Source organism: Vreelandella sedimenti, from assembly GCF_013416325.1.
Classification (GTDB): domain Bacteria; phylum Pseudomonadota; class Gammaproteobacteria; order Pseudomonadales; family Halomonadaceae; genus Vreelandella; species Vreelandella sedimenti.
Genome location: NZ_JACCGK010000037.1, coordinates 1 through 12,296 on the forward strand (window position 1 = coordinate 1; position 12,296 = coordinate 12,296).

Consider the following 12,296-nt stretch of genomic DNA (forward strand, 5'->3'; position numbering starts at 1 on the left):
AGTAACTCGATAACTTTTGCATAACCACTTAGCAACGGTTCTTTACTGATCATTTATTAGTTCTGGTCGACCGGTCGATTCCACCGCCTCGACTGGGTCAGCGACGCGACATGGTTTCTATATGAAGGCCATCGCTCGGCTAGGTGGCTATCTATATCGCTCCAGAGATACCCCTTTAAGGGCAGCCTTCATTGACGAGGTTTCATCCGCGTAGCTGATAATATTGTAAGTTTCCAGGCTTTAAATCCAAACGCAGGAAAAACTTGCGCGCAATTGAAAGGTTGCTGGGAGCAATTTCCGAATAACTAATCGCGGGCCGAAGTGAGGCGATCGCCTTGCAAGATGAGTTCCACGCCCTATCACGATAATCGCATAAGTTGTGGGACAAACTCTTTAGATCATATTTTTGATAACTAATCTTTCATGAGAAGCACAGGTGCGAACCCCCCACCTGGCGTACGGAAATTGGTCGTCTGTCCTCGATAAAGTCTCGCTGCGGCCATTAACAGTGTGCCGCGATAGGTATACAGTCTAACGTCGACCTTGAGATTTTTACGCTGTCCATCGACCAGAACGAGGCGTTCGGAGGGAGGCACATGGGCCTGGGCAATATAGTCGCTTTCCAAGATTTGGCTGAATGTTTTTTTGGTGAGTTTACTTCCCCGGTACACTCCCTTACTTCCGTGGCCTGCGACAGGTTTGAAGAACCACTGCCGTCGCTGTTGCCAAAGGGTATCAGCATTATCAGCGCTGACCTGTAAGGTACGGGGAATACAAGAGCGAAGTAATTCGGCATTTTGAGCGCTCAACCCCCAAGCCATAAGCGTCGCGGGATCTGATAACACAGCCAAGTTGCGTTTGTCCGCGAACAATGCGTGTGCATGGGGATTTGGGGTTATGACTGCGCCTCCGTCCAACCAGGCAGAGTGTAAGGCGGAGTTTCCGGGTGCTTCGAGCCCAAAATCCACTAAGCGATTGTAAACCATATCTACTCGCTTACCGCCGCTGTATAGCATGCCTGACTCATACCGAAGGTCGCCAGGCGAGAGGATGAGAGCATCAATGCCATGACGCCGTAATAACTGCTGGGCAAGTTTGAATTCAGGATAGAGGTATTGCCCCATAGGCTGATCATCAACGATAGCTATCCTCTCCAGACGTCCATTGCCACGCTGGGCACGCCATTCGCTCTCGAACTGGGCTATCACTTTAGCCTCGAAGTCGGCAGACCCGGCCGCACTTTTAGCATCACCACAACACTGCAGTTGGGCCCGTACCAGGATCGCGTTAAGAAATGCACCTCCGGCATTGGTATTGATTTCGATGAGGCGAGGCCCGTCCTCGCCGAGATGGAAATCATAGCCCATGAAGACACCTACTGGGCCGGGGTTTAACTGTGCACTTTGCGGGGCCCAAGACAGTACTTGTCGCTGATAGTCGGGAAGAGCGGCGGCGTTTTCTATGGCCTGAACAGTGGCCCTCATCTGCTCCAGAACCTGAGAAGGGACAAAGACAGCGACATTCGAGAAAAGTTGATGCCAGGTCGAACGGATAAAGGCCTCATCGGCATCGTCGCCCAACTGGTCGATAAGACTTTGGGTGGCTGCTCGTCGGTCTAGAGTGATACAGGTGCAGTGCTGGTTCAGCCTTTCTGCTTCTGTCATCCCTGGGGAGCCACTGGTCTTTTGCAAGAGCTGTCCTCTGGTTTTTTCACGCTGATCTAGATCAAACTGGCCAGCATCGGCTGGTCATTGAGTTCATGAGGGCGATATTTAACGAGCTACACCTTCTGCTGATAGATCAACGTGGATGATGAGCGCTCATGGTGCTTGTACGCTCGCATTAACATCTTGTGGCAAAACTTTCAGGAAATGTAGACACAAGGGTTAATATAGATGAAGTGGAAAGCCGACGTCCGGTCATAGCGATAAAAGTAACTAGCGCTACCATCATCATCAACAAGGGGCAACTATTTTCTGCCGACAATGATGCGCAGTGATGACCAAGAGCATCCCTGCTGCCGACATCGGCAACTGAACAAATTTCACTATTAAGCGGAAGATGCTGTATTGAATTAAAAAAGGTCCCGAAATAAGGCCTTGCGCTTGCAAGTTTTCGTGATAGCTACTTATCCGGCAGGTCATATTTTTACTGTAGGTTCAGGCTCGTTTCAGGTTAACACCGTATAAAGAACGGGTGACAATAACCTCTGAGGTAAATGACCATGCGCTACACTCTTTTAACAACGTCTTTGTTTGCCCTTTCATTAAGTCTGATCACGGGCGCGGCGCTGGCTGCACCCGGCCACGGCGGTGGTGGCAATAACCTAACCGAGGCTGACGTTGACCGCACGATCAGCCTTGAGGCTGGCGATATGTGGTTCGACCCTGAAGAGCTAGAACTGGCGGCTGGGGAGGTGGTTAAATTTGAAATCACCAACACCGGCAATTTAGAACATGAGTTTGTGATTGGTAGCAAAGAAGCCCAAGAAGAACATCGTCAAATGATGCTAAACATGGCCAACGGCGGAGGCCACGATATGTCGAATATGTCACACGGCGGCGGTCACGATATGGCCAGCATGGACATGACAGGTGTCACCATTGCGCCTGGTGAAACCGGGACTTTATTATGGAGTGTCCCTGACAATGTTAACGAGCTAGAGTATGCCTGTAACATTCCTGGTCATTATGAATCCGGCATGTACGGTAATTTTTCTCTCTAATCTGACGCAGACCCATGAAACTGTTGCTACTCGAAGATGATGATTTGTTAGCAGAAAGCTTGGCAGAGAGTCTCAAGGACAACGGTTACCTGGTTGATTTGGCCGCTTCATTGAAAGCGGCCAAGTCGCTGATGGCAACCGAGGATTATGAGCTGGCTATTTTAGATGTCGGTTTGCCCGATGGGTCGGGGTTAGATCTTCTCGCTCATTGGCGCAAGCAGAAGCGCAGTACGCCTATTTTGATTTTGACGGCGCGCGATACCTGGGAAGATAAAGTTATCGGACTTGAAACCGGAGCCGATGACTATCTCACCAAGCCTTTCCACGAAGCCGAACTTATGGCTCGCCTGAAGGCCTTGTTGCGTAGGCAGTCTGGTCAGTTATCTCATGTGATTACGCTTAACGGTGTCTCGTTGGATGAGGCGGGTCAACGCGTGTGCTTAGAAGGAGAAACGTGGCGTTCGCTAACAGCAACGGAGTTTCGATTACTGCGCTACTTAATGCTTCATCCAGACCGTATTCACTCGAAAGATCAGCTACTAGAGCAGCTCTACGCCTTGGATCAGGACGCTGCCGCACCTAACTTGGTGGAAGTCTACATCGCTCGTCTGCGCCGTTATCTCGGTAAATCAGTCATTCAAACGCGACGTGGTCAGGGGTATTTCTTTGCTTCACATTGATAGACGCAGTTTACGCATTCGGCTACTCGCATGGTTAGGCGGCGTCGCGCTACTGGTGGTGGTCACCACGTGGCTATTGCACGGGATCTTTTTACAGAGCCTGGCAAGGGATTTTTTAGGTGAACGCTTACAACGTGAAGCAAACCACGCGGTCGCGCAGCTAGAGCAAGACCAAACGGCTGTACCGACTGCGCTCGACTCGGTTAGCCAAGGCTATCAAGTCTTTCATCATCTCTACGTACTCCGTTTCAATGGCTCGGTCAGCGCTTCTGACCCGCAATGGCAGCAACAGCTGGCTCCGTTGCTAGATGAGAGCGGCGATGCCCTAATAGATGTGAATCGCGGAACACAGCACATGCTCGTCTATCGCCGCCATTTTGAGTGGCAGGGCACGCAGGGTGTGCTATTGGTGGGCGAGGATTTTTCCCAAGTAGAATCAGGGCTTGCAACTTTACACTGGTGGGTCGGTGGGATCGCCGCCGTGCTTTTAGGGATGCTCATCATACTCAACATGCTAGCGGTTAACCGTGGACTCATACCACTCTGGCAACTGCGCCAACAACTTGAAGCATTGCGATCAGGCAAACGTGATCGCTTGTCATTAGTAGCCCCTTCGGAGCTAGATGAATTAGTCGACCAGTTGAACTGGTTCATGGACGACATTGATCTTCGTCTGAAGCGCTCGCGAGAATCGGTCGCCAACCTATCACACGCATTAAAAACACCGCTGGCAGCCGTTACTCAAGTACTGCGTGGCAACCGGCCTATTGATGACAACCGGCGCCATAAACTACTCAGCCGTATTGAAGACATTAACGCCCAGTTGGATGCGGAGCTGCGTCGTTCACGTATTGCAGGCCCTAATGCGGGACGAATGGCCAACGTTACTCGTGATAGCTTACGGCTGATTGAGATGTTCCGTAGCCTCTATCCTGAGCGTATGTTCGACCTGACTCACTCAGCACGTGAGGAAGAACAAGTTCCCATTGAATCTCACGATTTTTCAGAAATATTAGGCATCGTGCTTGATAACGCAGGAAAATGGTCGAGCAGGCGCGTTCTTTGCGATATTGCAGTCACTGTAACTGCACTTACGCTAACTATTGATGATGATGGTCAGGGCGTTGCAGAAGAGGAACTTTCACGCCTGGGAGAGCGTGGTACACGACTGGATGAGCGCCGTCCTGGCTACGGCTTAGGCCTTTCGATTCTTGCACAGTTAATCGTCCGCTACTCAGGTCACTCTCAGTTTGAACGAAGCCCACTGGGTGGTTTACGAGTGACGATTGCTTTGCCCTTGACGGCTGAAGTGGTCAATTAATCATCATTCAGCTTTGATTCAGCTTCTTCCATCAAGATGGTGCTATTCACCATTGATGGGAGTTACACATGGCACGCTCAAGTATCATTTCTCACCCTCTTTCTCGTCGGCAAGTGTTAAAAGGAGGCGCTGCCTTAGGCTTAGGTTCTGCTGCGGCAATGGGGTTAACTCCCGCCTGGGCAAACCCCTGGGGCCGTACCAACGTCTATGCTCAGGGCGTTGAAGAAGGGCCCGAGGTATCGCTGGCGATCCGCCGTGAATCGTTGCCTATTGACGGACAAGAAGCCCAACCAATTACCATTAACGGTACCAGTCCTGGCCCGCTGATTCGTTTGAAAGAAGGTCAAGACGCAGTACTGCGTGTCACCAACCTGCTGGACGAGCCCACCTCCATCCACTGGCATGGTCTCATTCTACCGCCGGAAATGGATGGTGTGCCTGGCGTTAGCTTTGCAGGTATCGCCCCTGGTGAAACCTTTACCTACCGTTTTCCCGTCCGTCAGAACGGTACCTACTGGTACCACAGTCATTCCGGTATGCAGGAGCAGCTTGGCCATGCAGGGCCATTGATTATCGACGCTGCCGAGCGTGAGCCTATCCGTTACGACCGTGAGCATGTGTTACTGCTCACCGACTGGACTTTTGAAGACCCGATGTCGGTGTTCCGTAATCTGAAAACCATGGAAGGCTATTACAACTTCCAAGAGCGCACGATTGCTGACTTCTTTGCCGATGTTCGTAACAACGGTTTTGCTCAGACCGCTGAAATGCGCGGCATGTGGGCTCAAATGCGCATGAGTTCGCGGGATATCGCCGATGTCACCGGTAGTACTTATACTTATCTTCTCAACGGCTATTCTCCTCAAGAAAACTGGAATGCCTTGTTCAAAGCTGGTGAGCGGATACGACTACGCGTGATTAACGGCTCAGCCATGTCTTTTTTCGATGTTCGTATACCTGGCCTGAAGATGACCGTGGTGGCCGCTGATGGACAACCGGTGCAACCCGTTCCTGTTGATGAGTTCCGTATTGGCGTGGCTGAAACCTACGATGTGCTGGTTTCACCTGAAGACGACCGGGCATACACCATCTTCGCCGAAGCCATGGATCGGAGCGGCTATGCACGCGCCACGCTAGCTCCACGTGAAGGCATGCAGGCGGAGATTCCTGAACGCCGTCAAATTGCAGACCGCGGTATGGAAGCCATGGGTGCCCACGGTATGGGCGGTATGGATCACTCCAACATGGCGGGGATGGATCACTCTGGCATGTCCAACATGTCGGGGATGGATCATTCCAGCATGGCTGGGATGGATCACTCCGGTATGTCCAACATGCAAGGCATGGATCACTCTACTATGGGGGGGATGGCAGCCGAGCAGGCCAAAATAGGCGCAAATGGTTTGCTTCTCGCCGGTGAAGCTCAGCCGGGCTCTCGCTATAACCAGGCGGGAATCGGCATTGATCCTGACGAACGACGCGTATTGGTTTACCGGGATCTCAAAGCGTTCACACCATGGCCTGATCGCCGTGAGCCAGGCCGTGAGCTTGAGCTGCACCTGACCGGCAATATGGAGCGTTATATGTGGTCGTTCGACGGTAAGAAGTTTAGCGAAGTGACCGGCCCTATTCATTTTGAGAAAGATGAGCGGCTGCGCCTAATTCTGATTAACGACACCATGATGGAGCATCCTATTCACCTCCACGGTATGTGGATGGAGCTAGAAAACGGCCAAGGGGAATTGATACCACGCAAACACACCCTAAATGTGAAGCCCGGTGAGCGCGTATCTGCGTTGATCACCGCAGATGCAGAGGGCAGTTGGGCGTTCCACTGCCACCTTCTCTATCACATGGATGCTGGCATGTTCCGCGTTGTTCAAGTTTCTTAAGGAGGCAGTATGAAAATTAAGCGCTACTTAACCCTCGCCAGCGCCGCCCTTGGCATGGCCGCCGCCACGACCGCTCAAGCCGAAGATGGCTATGCGGCACCAGACAGTTGGCCAGCGCCCACTGAGGAACATAATATGGGTATGGCACTGTTTGATCGGCTCGAATATAGCGTGCCTGATAAAGGCCCAGAAGCCGTGGTATGGGACTTTCAAGGCTGGTACGGCGGCGATATCAACCGCATTTACCTAAAGTCAGAAGGCGAAAATGTCCAGGGCGACGGCGAAGATGCTGAGTTTGAGTCTTTGGAACTACTCTATAGTCGTTTAGTGGCTGATTTTTGGGAGTTACAGGGGGGGATCGGTTATCAAGGCGGTGTTTTCTCCGATGATCACGCTGAACGCACCTATGGGGTTGTCGGCCTGCAAGGCGTAATGCCCTACGGCATTGAAACCGACGTGGCATTACAAGTGAGTGAAGATGGCGACGTGGCCGCCAGTTTTGAAGGCGAATACGATCTGCGCCTGACTCAGCGGCTCTACCTACAGCCGCGCACCGAAATTGCCGTGGCCGCCAGTGAAGTTGAGGAGTTTGGTGTGGGTGAGGGCCTTAACTCAGTGCGTGTCGGCATGCGCCTGGGCTACGAAGTGACCAGACGCTTTGCGCCTTACGTGGGCGCTTACTGGGTAAAAGAGTATGGCGATACCGCTGACCTTTCTCGTGCTGGCGGGAATAATACCGAAGATACCGGCGTGGTGGCAGGTGTCAGGTTAATGTTTTAAATCGTTAAGCACTCTATAACTTGCGCCACCGAAAGGTGGCGTTTTTTTTGCTAATAAACCACTAAATTCAGCTTCAATTCATACTCTAAGGTTATTATTAAATTGTAAATAACCAGCGGAGTAAACCACCATGAAAATTAAAGCAATTGTTTTTAGTGCAGTAGTAGCAAGTATCCTCTCTACACCTGTATTAGCGAGCTTAGGCAATACAACACAGAATCTTCCCTTACTAGAAAGAGGCGTATCTTCTACACAGATGCTTGCCCAGGGGCAACCTAAGCGTTTCAATATTAACATTGAACAAGCGACTACACTGAAAGTAGTGAGTGAGCACTTTCCAGGATTTACCAGCACTGGCAACCGCATTTCAGCTGTTCTTTATAATGAGGCGGGACAGCAGGTAGCAGAAGCTTCCAGCCCACGGGGGCGCTTCGAACTTGTTCGTCAGCTGCAACCGGGTAATTATCAGCTTGAGGTAACAGGAAGATCAAGGGGAGGCAGTGATGATAACAGTTATTATGAACTACATGTCGCCTATTGATATCCTTTAGTCTTGACATGAATTAAGAAGGTCAGCCATGAGCTGACCTTTTTTATGAAAAACTAGTATCTCGGCAAACAAATTCAGCTTTAATTCAGGAATTTTCGCTAACTTTATAGTGCCGCAATCGGCGTAAAAACAAGACAATTCATAAAGAGGTGTCATCATGTGGAATAACAAGAAGATTCCCTTGGTCAGCATGACGGTTATGGCCTTGGCAATCGGCTCGACGTATGTTTCGGCCCTGGAAACCCAAGTGGGAGAGACCACCGTGGGGCTTTATGGCTACGCCAGGCTGAACATGGCTTACAACTTCGATCCGGGATGCCGGATCAGCTAACGAAGGTTACTTTGCTGAAGTCGCAGGATCGGAAGATGAGAGGGATGTCGGGGATCAGTTTCAAGTCACCGCGACACAAAGCCGCATCGGCTTTCGGACCAGTACGCCTGTCGAGGGGAGCACGCTGAAGCTTTCAGTCATCTTGTCTTGGTTCATGTTATCTAACCATCGCGCTATCACCTGGAGTTCTTGGGTCCGCAAGTGAAGACGTCGCCTTTGAGTGGCGAGTGGTACTGGTTCATTAAACTCTACGGTGCCTTGATCCGCCCAAGATAATATTTGTTTGATCTCTGGAAGACTAACGCCCAGCGAACGCAGGCAGTCGATAAAACGTAGGCGCCCCAAGGACTCTATAGAGGTTCATAACGGTGACAACGACCCACTCCAGCGCTCGCGCTTATGGTTGCAAACAGGAGAGTACATATGTCCGTTTTGCTTGTAGATCGTTGACCTGCTCGTGCACATGGGCCTTAGGTGAACGTAAACCTGCTGACTTCGCGATAAGAGATTGACGCGTTTACAGAGCAGGAACATGTCGATACGATTTCCCAGGGATATCTGGGCTATGAACGTATTGGCGGCTATGAAGAGCTTCATGAGCACCTGGGAGTTAGCGTTTCAGACCCTAATGCGACCACCTATCGCCCTGTGCTGGCAATTTTTGCCACTGCGTTACTCATCGATTTTTCTGCCAGTTGGGAGGTTCAGTGCATAATATTCACTGCACGCGTGCTAGAGTATGCCGTAGCCACAGCGATCATACCCCCGGGTCTGCAAAAGCTGCAGGGCGTAGCGAGCTTTAGCGCCATGTTTCTCAACTATGACCTGCACGCCCAGCGCCAAGTCCCCTTCAGTTACGTTTACCTTCACGCCTAGATACTTCCGAAGCTACTAATTGCTGGCCGATACGCTTATCTGGCTGGCTGCGCCACTGGCGCTATTCGTTGGCACCGTGTGACAGGTTCTGTCTTTAAAGCGATATACCTCGATAAACGTGAGCTCAAGTGCGCCTGTGTCGGCAACAGTAATACCCATTAAGCTTTGTATCGCTCACCGAAAACCTAATGATGATGGGAATGAGGCTATGGATACCGCTTGGGTAATTATCGCCTACTTTTTGCGAGGCGCTTGATCAGGATCATATTTCCCTCCGATGCTGTTCAGGTTGCGTTCAGACAAATCATCCATGCTGTTATTGGGGTTATTTATTTGATTTTTCCCAAACCAACGGCCTTAACTGCTGTTGGCTCTTTGGGCGAGTTACTGAGGTGATTATGAGTAACAGTACAAGTAGTCGTTTGCTGATGTTGTGGGTGCCACTTGCTGGGTTTGTCATTTGGGCGGGATACCTGATTGGAACCGAGCACCGTCTCCACCTATTTCAGTTCTTACCTTTCCTCTTTTTGGCAGCATGCCCACTGATGCATATTTTCATGCATAAACACCACGGCGGTCATAAGGACAAAATAGACAAGGACTGAACCACTCTATATATACATGTACGCGCCTGGGAGAAAGACCATGAAAACGACACAACAAGAGCACCGCTTGGGTGTTTCCAAAAACACACTGGTGACTCGGAATTTAAAAATCAAGCCTAGTAAATCCAAACGCATTGAAGAAGCGCTGTCAGATATCGACCGACTCTATGGAATGGATAAGGTGGTCTACAACGAGAAAAACCGAAATATCAGCCTTGCTTACGATGCGCTGAGGCTCTGCATCGATGACGTTGAAAAAATTCTCAAGCTCCATGACATACAGGTCAGCGCTGATCGGTGGAACCGCTTTAAGAAGGAGTATTACCGTTTCGTCGATCAGAACGTTAAAGACAACGCTAAACAGGAACCTTGGAGCTGTCATTAATAGTCATAACGGCTACATGACACAACCAGGAGCAAGACTAGCTAGTTTAGGGTAAGAGCTGCTTGCCTGTGGCCTCGCAAAATCAGACCTTCCGTTAGTCATTTGCCATGTGGCTGCACATAGGTTCTATATTTAATTTATATAGCATCAAAAAACACCGCACAGGAGTCCTCGGCAGTTATTGCTGCTGTGGTTGCCGTTAATACAAGGAGTCGCTTTCATGGTTGGGCAGGATAGAACGCCACAATATAAAGAAAACAGTCTTTCGTTGGTCGGTGCCGTTGCATTAGGCACCGGCGTGATGATTGGGGCCGGTATTTTTGCGCTAACCGGCCAAATGGCCGAAATGACTGGTCGGCTATTTCCTCTAGCCTTTCTGGCCGCTGCCGTCATTGTCTCTTTCAGCGCTTATTCTTACGTTAAAATGTCCAATACCTTCCCATCAGCAGGTGGGATTGGCATGTATTTACAGAAAGCGTATGGCCCGACGCTTCCCACCGCCTTTCATGCCCTCCTGATGTATTTTTCCATGGTGATCGCACAGAGTTTTTTGGCGAGAACGTTTGGTTCCTACACGCTTGAGTTGTTTGACCTGGGGGATCGTTCACTATTTGTGCCCCTACTCGGGGTTGGTTTACTGCTAATAGCCTTTTTGATCAATTTATCCGCCAACCGCTTGATCGAGACCGTCGCCTCGGTGCTCGGATTTATCAAAATAGGTGGCATTATAGTGTTTGGTATTGTCGGCGTGTTTATTGCCGACTCCATCGAAATGGGTGCTGGCAACGATGCACCTACGCCTACGATAACGGGCTTTTTAGGTGCTACGGCGCTCGGCATACTGGCATTTAAAGGCTTCACGACGATTACCAATAGTGGTTCGGAGCTTAAAGATCCTAAGCGGAATCTTGGCAAAGCTATCACGATCTCGATTGCGCTATGCGTGGTGATCTATGCCCTTGTCGGTTTTGCCGTTGCCAGCAACCTATCTTTGCCTGAAATTATCGAAACCCAAGACTACTCCCTGGCCGCCGCTGCCCGTCCCGCACTGGGTGAAGCGGCAGTTGCGTTTACCGTCATTCTCGCCATGTTGGCAACGGCGGGCGGTATCATCGCCAGCGTCTTTGCCGTTTCACGCATGCTCGCCATGCTGACAGAAATGAAGCTGGTTCCTCACCGCCATTTCCACATGCCCGGCAGTGTACAAAAGCATACACTGGTGTACACCATCGTATTTGGCTTAGTGCTCACCGCTTTTTTTGACCTGAGCCGCATCGCAGCATTAGGCATCATTTTCTACCTGATCATGGATATGGCCATCCACTGGGGTGTGCTTCGTCATCTCAAGGACAGAGTGGGGGCTAATCCTGTTATTCCTAGCATTGCCATACTACTAGATGCTGTCGTGTTAATCGGCTTTTTATGGGTAAAAGCCATCTCGGACCCCATGGTGCTCATCGTTGCTGGCGTAGTAATGGCTACTCTTTTACTCGGCGAATGGATTTTCCTATCCAAACGCGACGCTTCAAACGATAGCGAGCACTCTCACACTCATTAACGTTAATAGCGTTATAGGAGGTACCAAATGGACGTTAGAACCTTTGGTGAATTGATCGATTGGACCCGTCAGTTACACGAGCATCTTGCAGCTTGCCTTGCTCATTGCGCCGATATACACGAAGAAGAGCGCGCTCGCATGTTGCTCAATTACTTAGCTGCACAGGAAGCGGAAATGCAGCGCGTTGTGGCGCGCTTTGAACAGACTGCTGACGCGAAAGCATTAAAAACCTACGTTTATGACTATTTGGAGCATAAACCTATCCGTACGCATCGTACCTGCGATGCGCCCTATTCCACGCTAAGTGTTGACGACATTTGCCGAGAGGTTTTTGATTTCCATGAACAAACGATAAACCTTTATCGAACCCTCGTTGGCAAAGCGGAAATTCCTGAGGCTAAAGAGCTCTTAGATTCCCTTTTAGCACTTGAAGAGCACGAAGCCATGCGCCTTGTTCGCCAAACGGGGAGAATGAACGATGTCTGAAGACCATAACGAGACAAAGGTGAAAGACCCTGTTTGTGGCATGGACGTTGATCCCCATACCTCCCGCCACCGTGCCAATCACGCGGGTAAGACGTGGTATTTCTGTT

At 50.4% G+C, this 12,296-nt stretch carries 14 protein-coding genes; 12 read left to right on the plus strand and 2 right to left on the minus strand.

The features are described from left to right. Positions 1 to 413 precede the first annotated feature (413 nt). Positions 414 to 1,664 carry an ATP-grasp domain-containing protein gene (locus tag HZU72_RS23195; protein WP_008957448.1) on the minus strand — a complete coding sequence of 417 codons (1,251 nt, stop codon included), beginning with the start codon at positions 1,662 to 1,664 and terminating at the stop codon, positions 414 to 416. Positions 1,665 to 2,218: 554 nt separating this feature from the next. Between HZU72_RS23195 and HZU72_RS23200 the strand changes: the two genes are divergently transcribed. The 7 genes from HZU72_RS23200 (at position 2,219) to HZU72_RS23230 (ending at position 8,279) form a co-directional block, all read left to right on the plus strand. Beyond that, positions 2,219 to 2,725: a cupredoxin domain-containing protein gene (locus tag HZU72_RS23200; RefSeq protein WP_235976222.1), complete on the plus strand. Its 507-nt coding sequence runs from the start codon at positions 2,219 to 2,221 to the stop codon at positions 2,723 to 2,725. Positions 2,726 to 2,739: 14 nt separating this feature from the next. Next, positions 2,740 to 3,405 (plus strand): response regulator transcription factor, encoded by a 666-nt coding sequence (locus HZU72_RS23205; RefSeq protein WP_009288249.1) that lies wholly within the window; start codon positions 2,740 to 2,742, stop codon positions 3,403 to 3,405. Continuing rightward, positions 3,392 to 4,726, plus strand: coding sequence for a sensor histidine kinase (locus HZU72_RS23210; RefSeq protein ID WP_208458210.1), 1,335 nt, complete (start codon positions 3,392 to 3,394; stop codon positions 4,724 to 4,726). Before HZU72_RS23205 ends, HZU72_RS23210 begins: the two co-directional genes overlap by 14 nt. A 68-nt stretch (positions 4,727 to 4,794) precedes the next feature. After that, complete coding sequence (locus tag HZU72_RS23215; RefSeq protein ID WP_026001905.1) at positions 4,795 to 6,618, plus strand: copper resistance system multicopper oxidase; 1,824 nt, start codon at positions 4,795 to 4,797, stop codon at positions 6,616 to 6,618. 9 nt (positions 6,619 to 6,627) lie between these two features. After that, the gene (locus tag HZU72_RS23220; RefSeq protein WP_153843659.1) at positions 6,628 to 7,398 is read left to right on the plus strand and encodes a copper resistance protein B; all 771 of its coding nucleotides are present in this window, start codon (positions 6,628 to 6,630) and stop codon (positions 7,396 to 7,398) included. A 130-nt stretch (positions 7,399 to 7,528) separates the two neighbouring features. Further along, entirely contained in the window at positions 7,529 to 7,939 is a 411-nt protein-coding gene (locus HZU72_RS23225; protein WP_180096311.1) for a hypothetical protein, read from the plus strand. A 166-nt stretch (positions 7,940 to 8,105) separates the two neighbouring features. Next, on the plus strand, positions 8,106 to 8,279 hold the full coding sequence (locus HZU72_RS23230; protein WP_157826517.1) for a hypothetical protein: 174 nt from the start codon (positions 8,106 to 8,108) through the stop codon (positions 8,277 to 8,279). A gap of 60 nt (positions 8,280 to 8,339) precedes the next feature. Here HZU72_RS23230 and HZU72_RS23235 read toward each other — a convergent pair whose 3' ends face one another. Further along, positions 8,340 to 8,624 carry a helix-turn-helix domain-containing protein gene (locus tag HZU72_RS23235; protein ID WP_235976223.1) on the minus strand — a complete coding sequence of 95 codons (285 nt, stop codon included), beginning with the start codon at positions 8,622 to 8,624 and terminating at the stop codon, positions 8,340 to 8,342. A 959-nt stretch (positions 8,625 to 9,583) separates the two neighbouring features. Between HZU72_RS23235 and HZU72_RS23240 the strand changes: the two genes are divergently transcribed. The 5 genes from HZU72_RS23240 to HZU72_RS24280 form a co-directional block, all read left to right on the plus strand. Beyond that, the gene (locus tag HZU72_RS23240; protein ID WP_008958470.1) at positions 9,584 to 9,760 is read left to right on the plus strand and encodes a DUF2933 domain-containing protein; all 177 of its coding nucleotides are present in this window, start codon (positions 9,584 to 9,586) and stop codon (positions 9,758 to 9,760) included. Positions 9,761 to 9,800: 40 nt separating this feature from the next. Beyond that, on the plus strand, positions 9,801 to 10,145 hold the full coding sequence (locus tag HZU72_RS23245; protein ID WP_022522184.1) for a hypothetical protein: 345 nt from the start codon (positions 9,801 to 9,803) through the stop codon (positions 10,143 to 10,145). A gap of 220 nt (positions 10,146 to 10,365) precedes the next feature. Continuing rightward, a complete protein-coding gene (locus HZU72_RS23250; RefSeq protein ID WP_008958468.1) occupies positions 10,366 to 11,703 on the plus strand; it encodes an APC family permease in 1,338 nt (445 codons plus the stop codon). Between the two features lie 27 nt (positions 11,704 to 11,730). Continuing rightward, on the plus strand, positions 11,731 to 12,189 hold the full coding sequence (locus HZU72_RS23255) for a hypothetical protein (RefSeq protein WP_008958467.1): 459 nt from the start codon (positions 11,731 to 11,733) through the stop codon (positions 12,187 to 12,189). Then, positions 12,182 to 12,296: YHS domain-containing protein (locus HZU72_RS24280; protein WP_180096313.1), on the plus strand; the 115-nt coding region annotated here is incomplete at its 3' end. The genes HZU72_RS23255 and HZU72_RS24280, both read left to right, overlap by 8 nt.

Bases quoted from the DNA above. Each gene is read 5' to 3' on its own strand.
- HZU72_RS23195 (WP_008957448.1), bottom strand. From the start codon at position 1,664: ATGACAGAAGCAGAAAGGCTGAACCAGCACTGCACCTGTATCACTCTA.
- HZU72_RS23200 (WP_235976222.1), top strand. From the start codon at position 2,219: ATGACCATGCGCTACACTCTTTTAACAACGTCTTTGTTTGCCCTTTCA.
- HZU72_RS23205 (WP_009288249.1), top strand. From the start codon at position 2,740: ATGAAACTGTTGCTACTCGAAGATGATGATTTGTTAGCAGAAAGCTTG.
- HZU72_RS23215 (WP_026001905.1), top strand. From the start codon at position 4,795: ATGGCACGCTCAAGTATCATTTCTCACCCTCTTTCTCGTCGGCAAGTG.
- HZU72_RS23220 (WP_153843659.1), top strand. From the start codon at position 6,628: ATGAAAATTAAGCGCTACTTAACCCTCGCCAGCGCCGCCCTTGGCATG.
- HZU72_RS23225 (WP_180096311.1), top strand. From the start codon at position 7,529: ATGAAAATTAAAGCAATTGTTTTTAGTGCAGTAGTAGCAAGTATCCTC.
- HZU72_RS23230 (WP_157826517.1), top strand. From the start codon at position 8,106: ATGTGGAATAACAAGAAGATTCCCTTGGTCAGCATGACGGTTATGGCC.
- HZU72_RS23240 (WP_008958470.1), top strand. From the start codon at position 9,584: ATGTTGTGGGTGCCACTTGCTGGGTTTGTCATTTGGGCGGGATACCTG.
- HZU72_RS23245 (WP_022522184.1), top strand. From the start codon at position 9,801: ATGAAAACGACACAACAAGAGCACCGCTTGGGTGTTTCCAAAAACACA.
- HZU72_RS23250 (WP_008958468.1), top strand. From the start codon at position 10,366: ATGGTTGGGCAGGATAGAACGCCACAATATAAAGAAAACAGTCTTTCG.
- HZU72_RS23255 (WP_008958467.1), top strand. From the start codon at position 11,731: ATGGACGTTAGAACCTTTGGTGAATTGATCGATTGGACCCGTCAGTTA.